This is a genomic window from Streptomyces sp. NPDC048590, from assembly GCF_043199535.1.
Taxonomy (GTDB): Bacteria; Actinomycetota; Actinomycetes; order Streptomycetales; family Streptomycetaceae; genus Streptomyces.
The window spans coordinates 165,558-185,385 of the sequence record NZ_JBICWC010000001.1 but is presented as its reverse complement, the minus strand read 5'-3'; the positions used below and the strand labels follow the sequence as shown (position 1 = coordinate 185,385).

The 19,828-nt window shown below is 72.0% G+C and carries 20 protein-coding genes; 13 read left to right on the top strand and 7 right to left on the bottom strand.

Annotation, left to right across the window (positions count from 1 at the left end):
- Positions 1-279 precede the first annotated feature (279 nt).
- On the top strand, positions 280-1,383 hold the full coding sequence (locus ACGFNN_RS00815) for a MarR family transcriptional regulator (RefSeq protein ID WP_393552871.1): 1,104 nt from the start codon (positions 280-282) through the stop codon (positions 1,381-1,383).
- 108 nt (positions 1,384-1,491) lie between these two features.
- Complete coding sequence (locus ACGFNN_RS00810) at positions 1,492-1,719, top strand: hypothetical protein (protein WP_362670124.1); 228 nt, start codon at positions 1,492-1,494, stop codon at positions 1,717-1,719.
- 85 nt (positions 1,720-1,804) lie between these two features.
- Here ACGFNN_RS00810 and ACGFNN_RS00805 read toward each other — a convergent pair whose 3' ends face one another.
- Positions 1,805-2,887 carry a tyrosine-protein phosphatase gene (locus ACGFNN_RS00805; protein WP_393551598.1) on the bottom strand — a complete coding sequence of 361 codons (1,083 nt, stop codon included), beginning with the start codon at positions 2,885-2,887 and terminating at the stop codon, positions 1,805-1,807.
- A 159-nt stretch (positions 2,888-3,046) separates the two neighbouring features.
- On the opposite strand from ACGFNN_RS00805, the gene ACGFNN_RS00800 reads away from it, so the two are divergent.
- The 3 genes from ACGFNN_RS00800 (at position 3,047) to ACGFNN_RS00790 (ending at position 5,985) form a co-directional block, all read left to right on the top strand.
- A complete protein-coding gene (locus ACGFNN_RS00800) occupies positions 3,047-3,724 on the top strand; it encodes a HEAT repeat domain-containing protein (RefSeq protein ID WP_393551596.1) in 678 nt (225 codons plus the stop codon).
- 6 nt (positions 3,725-3,730) lie between these two features.
- On the top strand, positions 3,731-4,801 hold the full coding sequence (locus tag ACGFNN_RS00795) for a HEAT repeat domain-containing protein (protein ID WP_393551594.1): 1,071 nt from the start codon (positions 3,731-3,733) through the stop codon (positions 4,799-4,801).
- Between the two features lie 110 nt (positions 4,802-4,911).
- Positions 4,912-5,985: a hypothetical protein gene (locus ACGFNN_RS00790; RefSeq protein ID WP_393551592.1), complete on the top strand. Its 1,074-nt coding sequence runs from the start codon at positions 4,912-4,914 to the stop codon at positions 5,983-5,985.
- Between the two features lie 26 nt (positions 5,986-6,011).
- Here the strand turns inward: ACGFNN_RS00790 and aac(3) are convergent, their stop codons facing one another.
- Positions 6,012-6,914, bottom strand: coding sequence for an aminoglycoside 3-N-acetyltransferase (gene aac(3), locus ACGFNN_RS00785; protein ID WP_393551590.1), 903 nt, complete (start codon positions 6,912-6,914; stop codon positions 6,012-6,014).
- Positions 6,915-6,946: 32 nt separating this feature from the next.
- On the opposite strand from aac(3), the gene ACGFNN_RS00780 reads away from it, so the two are divergent.
- A complete protein-coding gene (locus tag ACGFNN_RS00780; protein WP_393551588.1) occupies positions 6,947-7,291 on the top strand; it encodes a toxin-antitoxin system YwqK family antitoxin in 345 nt (114 codons plus the stop codon).
- A 76-nt stretch (positions 7,292-7,367) separates the two neighbouring features.
- Here the strand turns inward: ACGFNN_RS00780 and ACGFNN_RS00775 are convergent, their stop codons facing one another.
- Entirely contained in the window at positions 7,368-9,323 is a 1,956-nt protein-coding gene (locus ACGFNN_RS00775) for a protein kinase (RefSeq protein ID WP_393551586.1), read from the bottom strand.
- Positions 9,324-9,560: 237 nt separating this feature from the next.
- Between ACGFNN_RS00775 and ACGFNN_RS00770 the strand changes: the two genes are divergently transcribed.
- The 3 genes from ACGFNN_RS00770 to ACGFNN_RS00760 all read left to right on the top strand — a co-directional run bounded on the left by ACGFNN_RS00770 (position 9,561) and on the right by ACGFNN_RS00760 (position 12,491).
- On the top strand, positions 9,561-10,205 hold the full coding sequence (locus ACGFNN_RS00770) for a hypothetical protein (protein ID WP_393551584.1): 645 nt from the start codon (positions 9,561-9,563) through the stop codon (positions 10,203-10,205).
- Positions 10,206-10,449: 244 nt separating this feature from the next.
- The gene (locus ACGFNN_RS00765) at positions 10,450-12,132 is read left to right on the top strand and encodes a cellulase family glycosylhydrolase (protein ID WP_393551582.1); all 1,683 of its coding nucleotides are present in this window, start codon (positions 10,450-10,452) and stop codon (positions 12,130-12,132) included.
- Between the two features lie 68 nt (positions 12,133-12,200).
- Positions 12,201-12,491 carry a hypothetical protein gene (locus ACGFNN_RS00760; protein ID WP_393551581.1) on the top strand — a complete coding sequence of 97 codons (291 nt, stop codon included), beginning with the start codon at positions 12,201-12,203 and terminating at the stop codon, positions 12,489-12,491.
- An 81-nt stretch (positions 12,492-12,572) separates the two neighbouring features.
- Here ACGFNN_RS00760 and ACGFNN_RS00755 read toward each other — a convergent pair whose 3' ends face one another.
- On the bottom strand, positions 12,573-13,121 hold the full coding sequence (locus ACGFNN_RS00755) for a DUF1707 domain-containing protein (RefSeq protein ID WP_393551579.1): 549 nt from the start codon (positions 13,119-13,121) through the stop codon (positions 12,573-12,575).
- Between the two features lie 130 nt (positions 13,122-13,251).
- Between ACGFNN_RS00755 and ACGFNN_RS00750 the strand changes: the two genes are divergently transcribed.
- The 3 genes from ACGFNN_RS00750 (at position 13,252) to ligD (ending at position 16,361) form a co-directional block, all read left to right on the top strand.
- Complete coding sequence (locus tag ACGFNN_RS00750) at positions 13,252-13,836, top strand: cysteine hydrolase family protein (protein WP_393551577.1); 585 nt, start codon at positions 13,252-13,254, stop codon at positions 13,834-13,836.
- A gap of 174 nt (positions 13,837-14,010) precedes the next feature.
- Positions 14,011-15,348 carry an SGNH/GDSL hydrolase family protein gene (locus tag ACGFNN_RS00745; protein ID WP_393552868.1) on the top strand — a complete coding sequence of 446 codons (1,338 nt, stop codon included), beginning with the start codon at positions 14,011-14,013 and terminating at the stop codon, positions 15,346-15,348.
- Positions 15,349-15,401: 53 nt separating this feature from the next.
- Positions 15,402-16,361: a non-homologous end-joining DNA ligase gene (gene ligD / locus ACGFNN_RS00740; RefSeq protein ID WP_393551575.1), complete on the top strand. Its 960-nt coding sequence runs from the start codon at positions 15,402-15,404 to the stop codon at positions 16,359-16,361.
- A 15-nt stretch (positions 16,362-16,376) separates the two neighbouring features.
- Here the strand turns inward: ligD and ACGFNN_RS00735 are convergent, their stop codons facing one another.
- The 3 genes from ACGFNN_RS00735 to ACGFNN_RS00725 form a co-directional block, all read right to left on the bottom strand.
- Positions 16,377-17,324 (bottom strand): Ku protein, encoded by a 948-nt coding sequence (locus ACGFNN_RS00735; protein ID WP_393551573.1) that lies wholly within the window; start codon positions 17,322-17,324, stop codon positions 16,377-16,379.
- A gap of 187 nt (positions 17,325-17,511) precedes the next feature.
- Positions 17,512-17,988, bottom strand: coding sequence for a GNAT family N-acetyltransferase (locus ACGFNN_RS00730; protein WP_393551571.1), 477 nt, complete (start codon positions 17,986-17,988; stop codon positions 17,512-17,514).
- A 70-nt stretch (positions 17,989-18,058) separates the two neighbouring features.
- On the bottom strand, positions 18,059-18,754 hold the full coding sequence (locus ACGFNN_RS00725) for an SDR family NAD(P)-dependent oxidoreductase (RefSeq protein ID WP_362546601.1): 696 nt from the start codon (positions 18,752-18,754) through the stop codon (positions 18,059-18,061).
- A gap of 143 nt (positions 18,755-18,897) precedes the next feature.
- On the opposite strand from ACGFNN_RS00725, the gene ACGFNN_RS00720 reads away from it, so the two are divergent.
- A complete protein-coding gene (locus ACGFNN_RS00720) occupies positions 18,898-19,800 on the top strand; it encodes a helix-turn-helix transcriptional regulator (RefSeq protein ID WP_393551569.1) in 903 nt (300 codons plus the stop codon).
- Positions 19,801-19,828 lie beyond the last annotated feature (28 nt).

The following is a 19,828-nucleotide window of genomic DNA, read 5'->3' as shown; positions in this document are numbered from 1 at the left end:
GGTGGAAAAGAAGGTTGGTCAGGAAGACCTCCCCACCTCCCCTACCCGTCACGGCCAGCAAGTATGACTAATCGTGACCGACTTGCGGCGGAGAGTGGCGACTGCTTACGGTGCCGGAAACGAACGACCCCGACGAGGTGCGACAACACCAGGCCGGGGTCTCACCCAAGATCGAGAGAAAGTCGATCCGTGGCTGCCCAGCAGGTTATCTCCGCCGTGCGCGGAACCGCACCCTCACACCCCGTCGAGCGCACCGCGCGTACGAGCACCGCCTGCCCGATGGCCAAGCCCGGCTACGGCAAGCGCTCGATGCCCGGGCAACGCCCCCGGCGGGCCGATGACTTCGCCCTGCTGCCCGCCCGCGAGCGGTACATCGCCGGGTACATCGACCAACTCCCCGACGGCGCCTCGATGGACGTCAAGAGCCTCGCCAAGCAGCTGCCGCTGTACGGCCAGCAGGCCGTCGCCTCGGCCCTCAAGGCGCTGGCCGCAGCCGGATATCTGCGACGCGTGCGGTGCCTCGTCGGCGATCTCGGCCAAGTCCGCTGGGTCTCGCGGACGTTCTGGTCGCGAACGGCCCACGACAACGAGTGGTGGGCGGCCGCCGAGGTCACGACGCCGAGTGCCGCACCCGCCCCGCACGTCCCGGCAGCGGCCGTCGCTCCCGCTGTGGCCGGGCCCGTCACGCCGCAGCCGCCCCGGACTCCCGAGGCGGCCCCCGCACCGGAGTACGCAGACCTCGCGCCGGACGAACCGGACCCCTGGCCGCCCACGACGGACGCAACAGACACGGTGGACACGGCGGAACTCCCGGCCGAGCCCCTGCGAACGCCCGTACCGCAGCCTCCCGCACCGGCGCAGGCTGCCCCCGCTCCCGTCGTACCTCAGCAGCGGCAACCGGCGGCCGTGGTGGAGCCCGCCCAGGACTCCCCCGCGTACCGCGCTCTGGCGGAGCTCGGCCGTATCGACTCCCGGCTTGCGCTCTCCGCCGCCGACTGCGCGGCTCTGGAGGCACGGGCGGCCGAGTGGCTGGCGCGCGGTGTGGACACCGAGTACCTCACCCAGGCGCTGACAGCGGGACTCCCCGCGACGGTCAGTTCACCGGCCGGTCTCGTCCGCCGCCGCCTCGTCGACAAGATCCCGCCGCACGCCCCCACCGCGCCACAGCCGCCCGCGCCGGGCGGGCCCGTACACCGGGTGATGCTGGAGTGCACCAGGTGCGGCACCCCGGGCCGCCCCGAAGCCCTCCCCGACGGCCTCTGCCGCCCCTGCCGGGAGCCGGGCGACCGGGACGAGACCTCACCGTCGGCGACCGCCCGTCCCAGCGAGGAGGACGTGCGCACGCTCGCCGCCGGGATCAGGACGATGCTCAAGTCCCCCTGAGAGCCGTCCGGTCATGACGCGCTCGGGCAGGTGTGCGGAAACGGGGCGATCACGGGGGTGACCTTCCCGGAAAGCTGGGCAGCCGGTGTCCGAGGAGGGTTCACAACCATGAGTTCGAAGATGAAGAAGAAGTCCAGGTCCCGGCTGTACATATCGATCGGGACCACCGCCTTCGGGGCGCTCGGCGTCGTGAGGGAGGCCAGGCTGGCCCGCGAGGAGAACGACACCCTGCGGCTGGTCGACGCGGTCGTCTCGGCCGCGAAGGTCGTCACCGGCCTCGCCGTGCTCTACCGCGAGGTCAAGCGGCTCGGCGACGACGACGTACTGCTGGGGTGAAGGGCCGGGCCCAGGACCGCTCCCGCGGCGTCCGGTTCCCCGTACGGACGCCGCGGGAGCGCTCGACCGAGCGTTGAGGCCGGCCTCAGCCGACGAGCAGGTCCCGCTTCAGGTCGCGGATGTCCTTGGCGTCCAGACTGAGGGCCCGCCGCTCGTACGCGCCGAACGAGCCGAACTTCTTCGCGACCTCGTCGTAGCCCGAGTTGAGGTACTCGGGGCGCACGTCCATGAGGGGCTTGTAGACGGCGGCCTGCTCGGCCGGCATCGACGCGAGGGCTGCGGCGTTGGCCTCGGCGCGGTAGTCGTTGGAGGCCAGGTAGTCCTCCATGACCGTGGAGCGCGGCACGCCCAGCGCCGTGAGCAGAGCGGCGTTCGCCCAGCCCGTACGGTCCTTGCCCGCCGTGCAGTGGAAGACGACGGCGCGCGAGGAGTCGTCCGCGATGCCGCCGAAGACAGTGCGGTAGGCGGTCTTGGCGGTGTCACCGCTGACCATGAACTTCTCGCCCTCGACCATCATCGCGACGCCCTCCTCGGGCGTCGTCGGCATGGTGGTCATGGACGACGATCCGGCGAGGACGTCGGCCACGACATGGGTCGCACCGGCCGGGACGCGGTCGGCGCCCGCCGCGCGCTCGGACTCCATGCGCAGGTCGTAGACCGTGTGGATCGACAGCCGGCGGAGCTTCGCCAGGTCGCCGTCGGTCAGCTTGTCCAGGGCGTCGGAGCGGTAGACCTCGCCCATCTTCACCCAGTGGCCGTCGGTGGTGCGGTAGCCGCCCGCGTCACGGAAGTTGACGGACCCTTCGAGCTTGATCAGCCGGTCGGCGAGGTGCAGCGAGCCACCCCGCTCGGGCACCAGATCGAACCACTGCCGGTCGGCGGCGCGCAGTCCGCGCACGGTGACCTTGCCGGTGGACCCGCCCGAGGCCACCGTGCGCCCGTTCGCCTTGATCGCGACGTGGCGTATGCCGGGCGCCTTCCACTCGACGGTGTACGAGCCGTCGTCCTGGGCGGTGACCTCGGCCTGGGTGAAGGGGATACGTGCGTGGGACTCACGCCCGGCGTGCGAGGGGGCGCCGTGGGCCGATACGGCGGGGGCGGTGATGCCTACGAGGAGCGCGGCGGCCAGGGCGCAGGAGGAGGCCTTGACACGAGTCATGTGGTTCATGCACGGATCGTCTGGGAGCCTGACGATCCCCCGAGTAATGAACGGTGAACGCACCGAGAACCCGGCTCGAACACCAGGATCGCCTCAGCCACCCGGGCAGGGCTGCTTGACCTTGACACGGTGACAACGTCTCCACTGGTCGGCGAGGAGGTGGTTCCCATGACCACGGCGAATCAGGCGAATCAGGTGAACGGCACGGCACGAGTGCTCCGGGCGCTCGGAGCGGACGAAGCGTCGGTACGGCTGCGGGCGGCGATGGCGGCGGGCACGGCACCGGACCCGTCGTACATCGGCACGCTCGTCGACCGGTGCGCGGTCGAGCCGGACTTCCAGGTGCGCGAGCTGCTCACCTGGGCCCTCACCCGTCACGCGCGCTCGGCGACGGTCCCCGTGCTCGTCGGTGAGCTCCGGTCGGAGTCGGCGCAGGCGCGGAGCCAGGCCCTGCACACGCTGTCCAAGACCGGGGACCGGCGGGCGTGGCCGGCGATCACCCGGGAGCTGCTGACCGACGCGGACGACGAGGTGGCACGCTCCGCCTGGCGCGCGGCGACGGTGCTGGTGCCCGAAGGTGAGGAGGAGGACCTCACGGGTGTGCTGGTGACCCAGTTGGGGCGCGGCGGGCGCGAGATGCGGTTGAGTCTGAGCCGGGCGTTGATCGCGCTCGGTGAAGCGGCCGGGCCGGTGCTCCGTACCGCGGCGAAGGACCCCGACCCCGAGGTCCGGCAGCACGCTCTCGCCACGGAGCGGCTGCTGCGCGACCCGGAGGCGGGATACGAGTTCGCCGTCGAGGAGGCGAAGCGGATCGTGGCCCTCGGCCCGGACGGTGCGAAGGGATGAGAAGCAGTGCTGATCGGTGAGGTGGCCCGGCGGTCCGGGGTCAGTGCCCGCATGCTGCGGCACTACGAGTCGCTGGGCCTGGTGACACCCGCGGACCGTACGGGCGGGGGATACCGGGAGTACTCCGGTGAGGACATCCGGCGGATCTTCCACATCGAGAGCCTGCGGTCGCTGGGGCTGTCGCTGCGCGAGGTCGGACGGGCGCTGGACGACCCCGCGTTCACGCCCGCCGGACTCGTCGACGACCTCGTACGACGGACACAGGAGCGCATCGCCGCCGAGACGGCGCTGCTCACCAAGTTGCGGCGGATCGGGTCGGCGGAGCCGGCCGGCTGGGAGGAGGTGCTGCAGACCGTCGCGCTCCTCCACGGCCTTGGATCGGAGAGTGCGGGTACGCGCCAGCGGGCGGCCCTGTCCTCCGCGGAGGAAGCGCCGGTGCCGGTGGAGGCACTGGTCGAGGCGGCTCTGAACGAGAGCGACCCCCATGTGGCCGGGGCCCTCCGGTGGGCGCTGGCGCAGTCCGGCTCCGGCGGCACGGGGGTGGCCCTGCTGGCGGAAGGCCTCGGCTCACCGGTGGCCGCCGTACGCCGCCGTGCCGCCCGCTCGCTCGCCGGAATCCCGGGCGACGCTGTGGTAGCACCGCTGCGGGGCGCCCTCGACGACTCCGACATCGTGGTCCGCAGGTGCGCCGCCCTGGCGCTCGGGACACGGGTCGCGGCCGATGCCGAGACCGTACCCGCGCTCGTGCCCACGCTCGTCGCCATGGTTGCCGACGGGGTGAACGACGTGGACGCGGCGGACGCACTCCGGGCGCTGGCTCACCGGCCGGCGCCCGGTGACCGGCCCGGCCATGATGAACAGGCCGATGCGGCGGACCTCGTGGCCACTGCGCTGGCCGGGCGCCTGACCGGCCGGGACACCGGTCCGGCCGTACGCCGACGGCTCGCACAGGCCCTCGCGGAGATCCCGGGGGACACGGCGTCCCGCGCCCTGGCGGACCTGGCCGAGGACGAGGACCGCGCCGTGGCCCTCACCGCGGCCTACGTCCTCACCCTGCGCGAAGAACGGCAGCGGTGAGCGACGCCGCTCGACACCGCGCGGCCCCGTACGGGTCCTGAAGCCGCGGTGGGGGCCTTACGGCGGCCGGGCGGTGAGGGAGTGTCAGAGCCGGGTGCCAGCATTGCTGCATGAGTTTCGTACGTACCACTCCGCCTCGGCCGGTCGATGTGGCGGCGGCCTTCCCCGAGCTGGCCGCGTTCGCGCGGCCGGCCGTCCGGCTGCATCCGCGTCCGGGGTCGCCCTCGGTCGGCGAGAGCTCGGCAGGTGGACCGTTGTTGTGGCCGGCGGACGAACCATGGCCGCACTGCGAGGACTCGCACCTGCATCTGGACACCGGGTTCCGCGAGTCACCCACCGCGATACGGCTGCAGAGACGCCTGGCGTCGCGATGGCGCCCCGGCGAACGGCCTCCCGCCCTCACCCCCGAGGAGGAGGCCCTCAAGGAGCGCAGCGCCGCCCAGCTCGCCGACCGGTACGACGCCGGGGCTCCACCCGCCGAACACCCGGTCCCGATGCTGCCGGTCGCTCAGCTGTACCTGCGTGACGTACCGCTGCTGCGGCCACCCGGACAGGCAGATCTGCTTCAGGTCCTGTGGTGCCCGTACGAGCACGAGCCGGACTGCAAGCCGGCGACCGCGCTGTTCTGGAGGTCGGCGGCGGAGGTCGGCGACGTCCTCGCCGCGCCACCCGAACCGTACGAGGCGGACTATCCGGGGTATGTGCCGGAGCCGTGCGTCCTGGCGCCGGAGGCGATCACCGAGTACCCCAACAGCCTGGACCTGAGCCCGGACCTGCGGCGGATGCTGGAGGACCCGGACAACTGGCGGGCGGCCGGAGTCGAGCTCGACAGCCCCTACGACGAGTATCCGCCCGACTTCTACCGCACCCACCTGGGCAACGCTCCCGGCTGGAAGGCCGGCGGCTGGCCCCCCTGGGGCCGCACCGACCCGTATCCGCGGCACTGCGCCGTGTGCGAGGCGCGGATGGTTCCGCTGCTGACGATCGCCTCCTGGGAGTGGGACGGCGGTGACGGGCACAGCTGGGCGCCGCAGGAGGACCAGTCCGACGCCCGCGCCACGTCCCACTACGCGGGCCAGGACCCTTCGCAGCCGACGAAGGTGGAGGTGGGCAGCACGGACAACATGCAGATATACGTCTGCCCGGACTCCCCGGAACATCCGCACACCGACCTGATCCAGTGATCCCTCGGCCTGTCGAGCCGAGCGGTTCAGCGGCGAGGGTTCTCGGGGGCCTGGCGCGGCTGCGGAGAACGCCCCGCACCGGCGGACCCGGCGATGTTCTCCTCCATCCATGTGCGCCCGAAAGCGAGGACGTCGGCTGCTTCGAAGAGGTGGCTGTCGGCCGCGCCCACCTTGCCCCGGCGGCCGATCCCGGCCGCCAGCATGTCCTGACCGATCGTCTCGAACGGATCCTGACCGGCGGGAGTGAGCGGGGAGTAGTCGAACGCCCCCTTGGAGGAGTCGATGTCGCGGAAGCGGCGCCACACCCGGCGCCCGTCCTCCAGCACAGGCTGCTCGTACTCCACGAACCGTTTGCCGGGTGCTTGCGCGAGCGCCTCCGCGTGGTGCAGCAGGGTGAGGGTCTCCAGCGGTGCGCCCAGCATCAGCACCCTGCCGCCGAGTCCGACCAGTTTGGCGAGCGGGCTGCCGGGGCCGTGCGGGTCGTCCCACGGGTGGTCCGCCATCAGCTCACCGGCCGCCGCGCCGAGCGCCGCGCAGCTCACATCGGGATGACGGCTGCGGACGGCGCCCGGCCATCGGCGGAGGGCTTCGGGGAGCCGCCCGTTGTCGTGGTCCGCCTCGCTCAGCACCGGGTCGTACGCGGGATGACCGGACCGTACGGCGTGCTGCCAGGGCTGGGGCCAATCGGTGAAGTCGTAGGGCGGGGCGTCGTTCCAGCCACAGGTGACCATGAGCGTGCCCCGCTCCCCCACGGTGTCCAGGAGCGCACCGATCAGGGTCGGCGGGCCACCCGCGACGTACCCGAGCGAGGACAGCCGCGTATGGAACATCACCGTGTCCCCGTCGGCCAGACCGAGCGCCGTCAGATCGCGGGCGATCCGGGCACGGGTGACAGGGCCGTCGGCGCGTGCGAGCAGAGCATGGTCCATGGGAGCAGACGCTAGCCTCCTATGCTTCCCCCATGGGCGAGGAACGATTCAAGGACGGGAAGCTGTCAGGCGAGGGCGAGTACGCCGACGGTGAGCGGCAGGGACCGTGGACCTTCTACTTCCGCAACGGCAGGGTCAAGGCGCAGGGCGTCTACGAGGCCGGGCAGCTCGAAGGCCACTGGGTGTGGCATCGCGAGGGCGGCGGGCAGCTCCAGGAGGGCGCCTTCGCCGACGGCGAGCAGCACGGCCCGTGGCGGCGCTGGCACAGCAACGGCAACCTGCTGGACGAGGGCTCCTACGCCCACGGGAAGAAGACCGGCGAGTGGGTGACGTACGACAAGGACGGCAACGAGTCGAAGCGCACCAACCACCGCTGAAGCCGGCCGCCGCTCGCACGCCCCGGTCGGAACGCCTCGCACCACGGCGCAGGCCCCGCCCGGACCGGCTCGGCGCTCAGCCGGGGATCCGCCAGAGCTGCGCGTCGTACCCGGAGGCGCAGTCGGTGAGCATGGGCTGCGTACCGGCCCCGCGGCTCGTGAGACAGTCCAGGCCGCCCTTGATCCGGTACGTGCCCGAGGACGCCCTCTCCACCGACCAGTAGGGCGAGCCGTAGGAGAGGACCGTCCCTCCCAGTGACGTCCGCGTCAGTTCGCTGCCCTCGGTGTTGCACACCTGGAAGGTGTCATGGGCCTTGCTCGTGCGCACCCAGCCGTACTTGGTCACCCCGCCCATGGCCAGGCCGCCGCCGGCCTTGACGTTGTCGCTCGCCAGCCCCAGTTTCTGCCCGTCACCGACGTTCACGATGTGCCCCCACCCGGCACCCCCGCAGTCGGAGGGACGACCGGTGTCCGACCCTCCGCCGGAGGAACCGCCGGAACTCGACGAGCCTCCCGAGGTCGTCGAGGAACCGCCTCCGGAGGAAGAACCCCCGGAGGAACCGCCGCCCGAGGAACCGCCGGAGGAACCGCCGGAGGAACCACCCGCGGAGCCGTCGCCCGACGAGCCGCCCGATGTACTCGTCCCCGTACCGCCGCTCCCTCCACCTGCCACCGCCGCACCGCCGGAGGTCCCCGGCGCTTCCCCGGCGTCCCTCCCCCCGGTGGCACCCCCGGTGGCGCCCTTGTCGCCGCCGGAGGGCCCGCCTGCGCTCCCCGACGGGGAGACGGACGCCGTCGGCCCGGTGGTTCCGAGAGCACTCGGCGCTCCCGAAGGCGGGAAGGACGGCGCGGCGGCCGACGGCCCTCCGCCTCGTGAGTCGGCCTGCGACCCCTCCTGCCACGGTGCCATCTGGAGGACAACGGGCGTACCCACGGCGAGCACCACCACGATGCCGACGGGCACGATCAGCGGGCGGCGCCGGCGTCGGCCGCTCCGCTCCTTCTCCCCCCGTGCCGAACCCTTGCGGTCCCTGCCGTCCTTGCCGTCCTTGCCTTCCCTGCCGTCCTCGGCCTCCCCGCCGCGCTTGTCTTCCTCGCCGTCCCGCTCGGTGCTCTCCCCTCCCCCGCCCGTACCGCCGAGCCCTGCGGAGACGGGTTTGCCCTTCCCCGCACGCCGGGCCATGACCGCCATGGTGGCGGCGTCCGTGAACCGGTCCTCCGGCCGTTTGGCGAGGGCGCGGGCCACGAACACGCGCACCGGCTCCGGGAAGTCGTCGGGCAGGTCCGGAGCCGGCTGACGGATGTGCTTCAGCAGTACCTCGACGGCGGACTCCCCGTTGAAGGGCAGCTCTCCGGTGAGGAGTTGATACGTCACGACCCCGAGGGAGTAGAGGTCCGACGCGGGAATGGCACCCGCTCCCTCGGCCTGCTCAGGGGCCATGTAGAGGGCGGTCCCGAGCACGGAGTGCGAGTCGGTCAGCCTGGTCCCGGCGGAAAGGCGCGCGATCCCGAAATCGGTGACGGCGATCCGTCCGTCGCTGCGGAGCATCAGGTTCGCGGGCTTGATGTCCCGGTGGACGACGTCACGCAGGTGGGCGACGTGCAGGGCGTCGAGCACCTGGGCGACCAGGGGCAACGTCCGCTCCGGAGGCATCGGCCCCTCCTCCACCCGTACGTCCTCCAGGGTGCGCCCTTCGAGGAGTTCCATCGCGAAGTAGGCGACGGGCCTGACAGGTTCGGAGTCGCCGTCGGCGTCGCTCGTGCTCCCCGGAGCGGCGGGCTCGGCCGGGACGGCTTCCCCGTAGTCGTGGACCCGTACGATGCCCGGATGGTCGAGGGCGGCCAGGACCTTCGCCTCGCGTCGGAAGCGATCCAGGAAGGCTGCCTCGGAAGCCAGTTCGGTGCGAAGGATCTTCACTGCGACCTGTCTGGAGAGCACCGCGTCGTCCGCACGCCAGACCTCGCCCATGGCGCCGCTGCCGATCCGTTCCGTCAGGGCGTAACGCCCGCCCAGCACCGTGCCCCGCCGCATGGTGTCCACCCCCGTCGCCGGTCCAGCCGTGGTCGTGCTGGACCGTCCGCAGTCTGCCAGAGCAACTTCATGGTGACGTAACAGAGTTGATCGAAGCAGGCATCGGCGCACCGCCCCCGTGCACCTCACCCGCCGCTCCGGGAACCGCCCCACCCGGTCCTGCCGTCCTCACGGCCGAACCACCGCGCGGCTCACAGAAGGTGTCGTGCGGGACACCGCATGTGACCGAGGAGCAGCATGAACACGTACAGCACCACGCGACCATCCGGCAGCCGCCCGGAGAACACCCGCCGCACCCGGCCCCTGCGGCTCGGGTACGCGAAGGGGGCCCTGGTCCTCGCGCTGGCGCTCGGCGGCGCCACGGCTTGCGGCCCGGACATCGGCGGCTCGTCGAACGGCGGCAACCAGCCCGCCAAGGAGTGGAAGGTCGGCGACTGCGCGGGGCCGGACACCAGCCAGTCGAAGGACGGGTTCAAGGCGCTCGACTGCGACGACCCCAAGGCGACGATCAAGGCGCTGGAGGTCAAGGACGGGGAGTTCTTCGCCGGGGCAGTCGAATGCCCCGCAGGCACCGACGAGATCATCTCGGTGAAGGTGGCCATCGGCGGAGGCGACGCGAGCAAGGGCCTCCCCAGCAAGACGATCTGCGGGCGCAACCTCTCGGGCGACCACCCCGGTGACGCGGGTGCGGGCGGCGGACAGCTCGTGGTCGGCGACTGCGTGGACGACCAGGCCAAGGAAGTGGCCTGCGCGAGCGGAGGCAGCAAGGTCCTGGCGCTGACCAAGACACCCGAGGAATGCCCGGCGGACGCCGACAACCCCATCGAGCTCTTCCCGAGCCCGGGCCGCCCCTACAACGCGATCTGCACCAAGAAGGCATGACAAGCGCTACACGCAACACATCTGACGTTTGATCAGGTCTGACCTGATCGCCCATCGGGGCTCGTCGCCACGCGCGCGGGCCCCGATGGCGTGCCACCGGTGCGGCAAAGGGGACACCCCTGCCCGCCGATGCAGCGAAGTCTGCGCGATGTCTTGACGTGCCCCTGCCCAGGTGGCTTTATGGGAGCGCTCCCACGACCCATCCGATGTTTGCGTCACCCGGCACCCACCTTCTGGAGTCGCAGTGAGATCAGCAACGAGCACGGCGCGAAAGAGCCCCCTGGCCGTCCTGATGAAAGGTCTGGCCGCCCTTCTCGGCGTCGCCCTCCTGGGCGCGCTGGGCCCCGCCGCGGCACAGGCCGCCCCCGCACGGGCGGAAGCCGCCGCCACCGGTCTGCACATCAGCGACGGCCGGCTGGTCGAGGGCAACGGCAACGACTTCATCATGCGCGGCGTGAACCACGCGCACACCTGGTACCCAGGTGAGACGCAGTCGCTGGCCGACATCAAGTCCTTCGGCGCGAACACCGTCCGCGTCGTCCTCTCCGACGGCCACCGCTGGACGAGGAACGGCCCCGACGAGGTCGCCGGGATCATCGCCGACTGCAAGAAGAACCGCCTGATCTGCGTACTGGAGGTGCACGACACCACCGGCTACGGGGAGGACGCCGCCGCGGGCACGCTCGACCACGCGGCCGACTACTGGATCAGCCTGAAGGACGTCCTCGCGGGCCAGGAGGACTACGTCATCATCAACATCGGCAACGAGCCCTGGGGCAACACCGACCCGGCCGGCTGGACCGCGCCGACCACCGCCGCCGTCCAGAAGCTGCGCGGTGCCGGATTCGCCCACACGATCATGGTGGACGCGCCCAACTGGGGTCAGGACTGGCAGGGCGTCATGCGCGCCAACGCGCAGGCGGTGTACGACGCCGACACCACCGGCAACCTGATCTTCTCGATCCACATGTACAGCGTCTACAACACGGCGCAGGCGGTCACCGACTACCTCAACGCCTTCGTCGACGCCGGACTCCCGCTGCTCATCGGCGAGTTCGGTGGTCCCGCCGACCAGTGGGGCGACCCGGACGAGGACACCATGATGGCCACGGCCGAGGAGCTCGGCCTCGGATACCTGGCATGGTCGTGGAGCGGCAACACCGACCCGATCCTCGACCTGGCGATCGACTTCGACCCGAGCCGGCTGAGTTCCTGGGGCGAGCGCATCTTCCACGGTGCCGACGGCATCGCGCAGACGTCGAAGGAGGCCACGGTCTTCGGCGGCGGCGGTGACCCCGACGACACCCAGGCACCCACCGCCCCCGGCACCCCCGCCGCGTCCGCGGTGACGGCCACCTCCGCGAACCTCACCTGGGCCGCGTCCACCGACAACGTCGCCGTCACCGGCTACGACGTCGTCCGTGTCAGCGGCTCCACCGAGACCACCGTCGCCTCCGCGACCGGCAACAGCGTCACGGTGACCGGCCTGACCGCCGACACCGCGTACACCTTCGCCGTGTACGCCCGCGACGCGGCCGGCAACCGCTCGGCGCGCTCCGCGACCGCGGCCGTCACCACCGACGAGAACGCGCCCACGCCGGGCGTGGGCTGCTCCGTCGGCTACAAGGTGATCGGCCAGTGGCCGGGCGGCTTCCAGGGTGAGATCACCCTCCGCAACACCGGAACCGCCGTGATCAACGGCTGGAACCTCGGCTTCTCGTTCGCCGACGGCCAGACCGTCTCCAACATGTGGGGCGGGACCCCCACGCAGAGCGGCTCCACGGTCAGCGTCGCCCCGGCCGGCTACACCGCGTCCATCGCGGCGAACGCGTCCGTGACGGTCGGCTTCACCGGTACCACGACCGGCACCACCAACACCGCCCCCAAGGCGTTCACGCTCAACGGCACCTCCTGCACCACGGCCTGACCGGGCCCGTCACCGGCCGGCAGGGGTCCGCGCCCCTGCCGGCCGCGCACGTTCGCGATGATGGTGGCGTGACGAATCGCGACCTCTACAACGTGCGCCCCGTGGGGCCCGCCCCCGGACCGTCCCCGCTGACACCCGATGAGGAACGGCGGGCCAGGGCGACCCTGTTCACCGAGTTGGGCAACGCGATCGCCGACCGGGGCTGGACACGCTTCCCCGCGTACACCCCCGAGGAGCGCCGGCGCCTCGTGGACGTCGGACGGATGCTCGGCGAGCACTGGGGGATCCCGGTGACGGTCGAGGCCGAGGACGAGTGCGCGATGCGGCTGTCGCTGCCCGGGCACGCACTGACCTCCTGACGGCGGGGGCCCGGGCACGCACTACCTCCTGACGGCGGAGGCCCGGGCACGCAACGACCCCCTGACGGCGGAGGCCCGGCCTCAGCGGCGCGCGTGACGGATCTTCAGCCGTCCGTACCCCAAGGCCCCGGTCACACGGATCTCCGGCCCGCCCGGCCGGGAGGCCCGCCGGGGCTTGTAGCGCAGGTCCTTCCACCCCGTGCTGAGCCCTTCGACATCGACCACCGCGTCGCGGGGGACGGTGATCCTGGCCCCGCCGGAGCCGAGTTGCAGTTCGATGTCGACGGCTCCGTGCTCGAAGACCGCACGGGACAGGTCGAGCCTCACCTTCCCGAACGCCGAATGCACCTTGAGGAACCGGGGCACCCGCCACGCTCCGCCACGGCGGATCCGACCGCCGGCGGCCGCGATCGTCGCCGTGGTCTCCGGGGCCTTCGCCGGTTCCGGGAGCGACTCCGTGGCCGTGGCCAGCTCCTCGCGCGTCCTCGCCGCGAGTGCCTGGCCGAGCCGCAGGTCCATCTCCTCGTGCGAGAGGTGCTCGGACGCGTACGCCTCCTGCAGTCGCCGGACGGCGGCCTCACGGTCGTCCTCACCGAGCAGTGGCAGCCGGTCTTCCCGTGGAGAGGTCACCCGCTCACTGTAGTCCGGGACCCGCCCGACCGGCCGCGTACACCCGGAGACGATTTCTCCGTGAAGTGAGGCTCACCCAGCGGTGGTTGATCCCGACGACGCGTACGACCGCCGTGATCTGATGTCCGGCATGAACATACGGGTGAACCCCGCGGAGGCCCTCGTCGTCGTCGACGTCCAGCGAGCGTTCGTCAGGGGAGCCGGTGCGCTGCCGGATGCGGCACGCCTGGTGGACCGGACGGCGGAGCTCATAGCGCGGGCCAGGGCGGCCGGGGCGTACGTCGTCCACGTCCAGAACGACGGGCCGGCCGGCGGTGAGGACGAGCCGCACACGCCCGGCTGGGAGCTCCACCACCCGGTCCGGCCGGGGCCCACCGAGGTGCGGATCCGCAAGACCCACGACGACTCGTTCCAGGAGACCTCGCTCGGCGCCCTGCTGACCGCTTCGGGTGTGCGGTCGCTCGTCGTCTGCGGGCTCATGTCGGAGATGTGCGTGCAGGCGACCGCGCGTACGGCCGTCGCGCTCGGCTACCGCGTCGTGCTGCCGTGGGACGCCCACGCGACCCACGACATCCCGGCGGAGCCCGGCATCAGCGCCGCGGTACCCGCCGCGACCGTCTCCCGGGTGGCGGCATGGCCGCTGAGCAGGGACGCCGACGTCACGGCCCGGACCTCCGACGTCACCTTCACCGCGCCCGCTCCGGCCACGGCCTGAGGACGCCCACCGGGGGGCGGACCGTCGAAAGTTTTCGAACGTTTCGATGTATTGACCGAAATTTATCGGGGCCATTAGCCTGCCGCTCGAATCCCCGGACCTCGCTGAAGACGCTGTCCACCTCCATGGATTCACCCTGCTTCCCCCCATCCAGCCAGAGGGAGCGCCACCGTGATCCGAAGAACGACCGTCCTCAGCCTGTTCGCCGCCGCGGCCCTCGCCGTCGTGGCCGTCTCCCCCGCTACCGGGGCCGGGGACGGCCACGGGCCGGGCAGTTCGCCGTCGCCCGGCGAGCGCAACGCCCGCTGGGTGAGCACCTGGACGTCCATGCCGCAGCTGACGGAGCCCGGCAACATGCCCCCGGCGCCGTTCACCGCCGAGGACTCCGTGCTCACCGACGCGACCCTGCGTCAGACCGTCCACGTCTCCACGGGCGGGGAGCACATCAGGCTGCGCTTCTCGAATGCTTTCGGGGGCGCCGTACTGCCCATCACCAAGGTGTCCGTGGCCCTCCCGCTCGACGGGAAGGCCGGGACGAGCGCGGTGAGGGCCGGGAGCACCCGGACGGTCACCTTCCAGGGCCGGCCCTCGGTGTCGGTCCCGGCGGGCGCCCAGGCCGTGTCCGACCCGCTGGACTTCACGCTCGCGGCGGGTTCGAACCTCACCGCCACCGTGTACCTGGCGAACGGCCAGGCCTCCACCTCGATCACCTCGCACCCCGGCTCCCGTACGACCTCGTACCTGCGGGCGGGTGACCATGTGACGGACACGGACCTGCCCGGGGCGACGCCCACCGACCACTGGTACTTCCTCAGTGGCGTCGAGGTCTGGTCCAGGAGCACCAGCTCGGCGGCGGTCGTCCTCGGCGACTCGCTCACCGACGGCCGGGGGTCCACCACCAACATGAACGACCGCTGGCCGGACCTGCTGCGCGAGCGGCTGAGTTCGGGAGGCGCCACGTCGAAGACCGCGGTGGTCAACCAGGCGGCCGGCGGGAACCGGCTGCTCGACGACGGCCTCGGCCCCAACGGGCTGGCCCGCCTCGACCGCGACGTACTGGCGCAGAGCGGCGTGGACTGGCTGGTCGTCTTCGAGGGCGTCAACGACATCGGTACGGCGGAGGCCACCCCCGCCGCCCAGAAGCAGGTCGCCGCCGACGTCATCGCCGCGTACGAGCAGATCATCACCCGCGCCCATACCCACGGCATCCGCGTCTACGGGGCGACGCTCACCCCGATGGGCGGGAACACCGGGTACGACGACCCGGAGGGTCACCGCGAGGAGGCCCGGCAGACCGTCAACACGTGGATCCGCACGAGCGGCCGCTTCGACAGTGTGATCGACTTCGACCGGGCCGTACGCGACCCCGCGGCGCCCCGGCGGCTCCGGGCCGACCTGGACACCGGCGACCACCTCCACCTCAATCCCGCGGGCTACCGGGTGATGGCCGAGGCCGTCCCCACCCGCCTGTTCCAGCAGGCGCCGCTGCCGAAGGGGTTCGGCTGGAACTGATCCACCGGCCGTGACGGACCGGAGCGGAGCGGCCGGGCTGAGAGGCTGCCCGTATGGCCTCTCTGCCCCGGTTCGACCCGATGCTAGCCACCCCCGGTTCCCTGCCGCCGCCCGCCGTGGACGAGCAGTGGGCGTACGAGGTGAAGCAGGACGGCCAGCGGGCCATGGCCTACCTGCCGGGCGACGGATCGGTCCGGCTGCTGGCCAGGTCCGGGGCGGACATCACCCCGGCCTACCCGGAGCTGGCCGCGCTCGGTCCCGCGCTCGGCGGCGTACCCGCGGTGCTGGACGGCGAGATCGTGGCGCTGGACGGTCAGGGGCGCAGCGACTTCGAGCGGCTCCAGTCGCGGATGGGCCTCTCCGGTTCCCCCGCGAAGGCTGCGCGCATGGCACAGCGGGTCCCCGCCCAACTGGTGCTGTTCGACCTTGTGTTCCTGCGGTCGGGGAGCCTCGTACACCAGCCCTGGACGGAGCGGCGTGCCGCGCTGGAGGCGCTCGGGCTGGACGGGCCGCACTGGTCGACGCCCTCGGTGGTCGTCGGCCACGGCGAACAGGCCCTCACCATGACGCGGGAGGCCGGCCTCGAAGGGGTGGTGGCGAAGCGGCTGAGCTCGGTCTACGAGCCCGGGGTCCGCGCCCGTACCTGGATCAAGATCCGCCACGCCCGCACCGTGGACGTGATCGTCGGGGGGTGGGTACCGGGCCGGGGGCGGCTGGGCGGCCTGCCGGGGGCGCTACTCGTCGGTGAACGCCACCCGGGCGGGCTGCGTTACGCGGGCAGTGTCGGCACGGGGTGGAGCGACGCCGAGCGGACCAGGCTGGCCGAGCTGCTCCGGGTAGCCGCCGTCGACCGCTGCCCCTTCGACGAGACGCCCCCGGTCGCCGGGGCGCACTGGGTGCTGCCGCGGCTGGTCGGGGAGGTGCGGTACTCGACGCGTACGAAGGCGGGACGGCTGCGCCAGCCGTCCTGGCACCGGCTGCGGCCCGACCTGGCGCCGGACGACATCGGATGACCGCCCGGCCCTCTCTCAGGAGGCGGTCCGCTTCCGTGCCGCACTCTTCTTCGCCGCCGTCTTCTTCGAGGTGCTCTTCTTCGCGGCCGTCTTCTTCGCGGTGCTCTTCTTGGCGGCCGGGGCCGCCTTCTTCCGGGTACGGGGCTTCCCGGGTGTCATCTCGTGCACGGTCGCGTCCTCGCCGCGCGTCTCCTTCGCCCGCTCGACCGAGGCGTTCAGCGCGGCCATCAGGTCCATGACCTTGCCCGGCTCCTCCTCCGCCTCCCCGGGTGCCGCCGGAGGCGCCTTGCCCTCGGACTTCGCCGCGAGCAGCTCCTCCAGCGCGTCCCGGTACCGGTCGCGGAAGCCGGAGATGTCGTCGAGGGCCATGCTCTCGGTGAGCTGTACGGCCCGCTGGACCTCGTCCTCGTCCAGCTCGGTCTCCCGGGGGGCGAGCGACTCGGGGCTGCGGATCTCGTCCGGCCAGCGCATCGAGTGCAGCACGATCGCGTCCTCCCGCACCCGCAGCAGCCCCAGCCGCTCACGGTTGTGCCAGGCGAACTTCGCCACTGCGACCTTGTCGCTCCGCTCCAGCGCACGGCGCAGCAGGGTGTACGGCTTGGCCGCCACCTGGCCGTCGACGGCGAGGTAGTAGCTGTCGCTGATCCGTACGGGATCGATGCCGTCGGCGTCGACGAACGCGACGATCTCGATGGCCTTCGCCGTTGGCAGCGGCATCCGGTCGAGTTCCTCGTCGGTGACCGGCACGGTGCGGTCCTTGGCGACCTCGTACCCCTTGCCGATCTCCTCCTGGGAGAGGACCTGGCCGTCGATCTCGCACACCTTGCGGGTGCGGATCCGGCCCATGTCCTCCCGGTGGTACTGATGGAAGGAGATCGAGTGGTTCTCGGTGGCGGACACCACCTTGATCGGAATGGTGACCAGCCCGAAGCTGATCGCTCCGGTCCACAGGGGCCGCGGCATCCGGTACCTCCAGACCCCCCTGACGGCATGGCCGGGAGGCGGACCGGTGCGCCTGGAAGGGAGAAACCGACCCGAGAGGGGCCGAGGCGCGGCCCGGGCCACCGCCCGTACCCCGATCCTCGCGCCCCCTGGGCGGGTCCGCATGTGGATCACCCGCCGGGTGCGGGAGGCGTTCCGGCCGTGGTGGTCACCGGCGGGGCAGGTCCAGCTCGCCGACGACCTGGTCCTCGCTCATCTCCCCGGTCTTCCGGAACCCGAGCCTCAGGTAGAAGTCCTCCGGGCCGTGCTCGCCCTCGCCCCACGTCACCGTCACGCGTCGGCCGCCGCGCCGCAGGATCTCCTCGCACACCTGGTCCACCGCGAAGCGGCCGTAGCCCTTGCCCTGCTCCCCGGCCGCGACGGCCAGCCGCCAGAGGCCCGAACGCGGCCGGTCGTCGGGATCCTCGGGGTCGAAGCGGACGTCGAGGAAGGCCATCACGAAGGCGACGAGCCTGTCGCCGTCGTAGACCAGCCGGGGCCAGGCGGTCTCCGGGTCGGCGTAGGCCTCGGCCAGGGAACGGGCCACCGGGCTGACGAAGCGTGCCTGCTCGGGTGCGACCTCCAGCCGGCACGCGGCGAGGACGTTGTCCGGGGTCACCTTTTCGAGGCGCGGCTGTGTGTTCACCGGCGTACCGTACGAGTCCGGCCGGGCTCCGGACCAGCGAAATTCCGTCCGTCGCCTCCGGGTGACGGCTTCACCAGGCGGCGACGCCCTCCGCGTCGAAGAAGCCGCCGGTCGGGCCGTCGGGGCCGATGAGCGCCATGCGGACGATGATGTCCGCCCCCTCCTCCACGGTGTTGTGGCCGCTGTTGCCGTTGAGGTCGGTGGCGGTGTAGCCGGGGTCCACCGCGTTGAACCTGATGCCCGGGTAGGCCTTGGCGTACTGCGAGTTCACCATGATCAGTGCGGTCTTCGACGAGGTGTAGTCGAGGGAGGCGACGGTGTACTCGATCCGGTCCGGGTCGTTGGTGGCCGCCAGCGAGCCGAGGCCGCTGGCCACGTTCACCACGACCGATTCGGTCCCGGCCTCCAGCAGCGGGAGGAAGGCCCTGGTCACGCGCACGGCGCCGAACACATTGGTCTCGAACGTCCGCCGCATGTCCGCGCCGCTCGTCTCCCCGATGGGCTTGCGGACACCGACGATCCCCGCGTTGTTCACGAGGACGTCGAGCCGGCCCGCGTCCTTCGTGACGAAGTCGGCGGCTGCCTGGACGGACTCCTCGTCGGTGATGTCGAGCTGGACGAAACGCGCTCCGAGCCGCGCCGCCGCCTCCTCCCCGCGCCGGACGTCGCGCGCCCCGACGTAGACGGTGTGGCCTGCCTCGACGAGACGGCGCGCGGTCTCGTAGCCGAGTCCCTTGTTCGCTCCGGTGATGAGGGTGGTGGTCATGGAGTGCTCCCGTGGTCCTGATGCGGCGCTCTGCCGGCGATGTCACCAGCGTGCTCGTTCGCGCGCGGTACAGGCAGTACCCGCCCCAGCGGGTGGACTGCCAGTACCAGGCTGTCCGGGGGCAGCGTGCGGATACTGGAACGGTGAGCACATCGGAGCAGAAGTCGTCCGGCCCGGCGAAGGCACCGGCGAAGTCCCCGGCGACGGGGCCGGGCTCCAACGAGCTGGGCAGGGCACTCCACGGCTGGCGCGACCGGATCTCTCCGGCCACCGTGGGTCTGCCCGCGGGCGGGGTGCGGCGGGCCGTGGGACTCCGTCGCGAGGAGCTGGCCCAGCTGGCCTCCCTGTCGGTGGACTACATCACCCGGCTCGAACAGGGCCGGGCCACCTCGCCCTCCCCGCCGGTCCTGTCCTCGCTGGCCCGTGCCCTGCGCCTCTCGGAGGCCGAACGCACCTATCTGTACCGCCTGGCGGGGCAGCCCGAACCCGGCCCCGGCCAGATCTCCTCGCACGTCCCACCAGGACTGCGCCGACTGCTGGACCGGCTGGACGCCGCACCGATGAGCGTGCACGACGCCGCCTGGAACCTCGTCGAGTGGAACCGGCCCTGGGCGGCACTCCTCGGCGACCCATCCGCGCTGCGCGGACGTGAACGCAGCATCCCGTGGCGCCACTTCACCGGCCGGTACGGCCGGGCGCGGCCCACCCCTGAGCAGCGGTCCGAGTTCGAGGCGGCGATCGTCGCCGACCTGAGGGCCGCCACCGCCCGGTACCCCGCCGACCAGGGGCTGCGCTCCCTGGTCGGGGACCTGCGGGAGGAGAGCGGGCGCTTCGCCGAGTTGTGGGACTCCGGCATCGTCGGCGTCCACGAGTCGGCCGCCAAGACCATCGTCCACCCGGACGTCGGCCCGATCACCCTGGACTGCGACGTGCTGGTCGCCCCGGGCAGCGACCTGCGGGTCGTCGCGTACACGGCGGAACCCGGGAGTGAGGCCGCCGCCCGGCTGGGACTGCTCGACGTGATCGGCATCCAGGCGATGACGTGAGGAGTCGTCGGGCGGCGGCACCTGAGGG

What these genes read in the sequence shown, in the direction of transcription:
- ACGFNN_RS00815 (WP_393552871.1), top strand. Translation starts at nt 280, where the DNA reads ATGGCCAAGCCCGGCTACGGCAAGCGCTCGATGCCCGGGCAACGCCCC.
- ACGFNN_RS00810 (WP_362670124.1), top strand. Translation starts at nt 1,492, where the DNA reads ATGAGTTCGAAGATGAAGAAGAAGTCCAGGTCCCGGCTGTACATATCG.
- ACGFNN_RS00805 (WP_393551598.1), bottom strand. Translation starts at nt 2,887, where the DNA reads ATGAACCACATGACTCGTGTCAAGGCCTCCTCCTGCGCCCTGGCCGCC.
- ACGFNN_RS00800 (WP_393551596.1), top strand. Translation starts at nt 3,047, where the DNA reads ATGACCACGGCGAATCAGGCGAATCAGGTGAACGGCACGGCACGAGTG.
- ACGFNN_RS00790 (WP_393551592.1), top strand. Translation starts at nt 4,912, where the DNA reads ATGAGTTTCGTACGTACCACTCCGCCTCGGCCGGTCGATGTGGCGGCG.
- ACGFNN_RS00780 (WP_393551588.1), top strand. Translation starts at nt 6,947, where the DNA reads ATGGGCGAGGAACGATTCAAGGACGGGAAGCTGTCAGGCGAGGGCGAG.
- ACGFNN_RS00775 (WP_393551586.1), bottom strand. Translation starts at nt 9,323, where the DNA reads ATGCGGCGGGGCACGGTGCTGGGCGGGCGTTACGCCCTGACGGAACGG.
- ACGFNN_RS00770 (WP_393551584.1), top strand. Translation starts at nt 9,561, where the DNA reads ATGAACACGTACAGCACCACGCGACCATCCGGCAGCCGCCCGGAGAAC.
- ACGFNN_RS00750 (WP_393551577.1), top strand. Translation starts at nt 13,252, where the DNA reads ATGAACATACGGGTGAACCCCGCGGAGGCCCTCGTCGTCGTCGACGTC.
- ligD (WP_393551575.1), top strand. Translation starts at nt 15,402, where the DNA reads ATGGCCTCTCTGCCCCGGTTCGACCCGATGCTAGCCACCCCCGGTTCC.
- ACGFNN_RS00735 (WP_393551573.1), bottom strand. Translation starts at nt 17,324, where the DNA reads ATGCCGCGGCCCCTGTGGACCGGAGCGATCAGCTTCGGGCTGGTCACC.
- ACGFNN_RS00725 (WP_362546601.1), bottom strand. Translation starts at nt 18,754, where the DNA reads ATGACCACCACCCTCATCACCGGAGCGAACAAGGGACTCGGCTACGAG.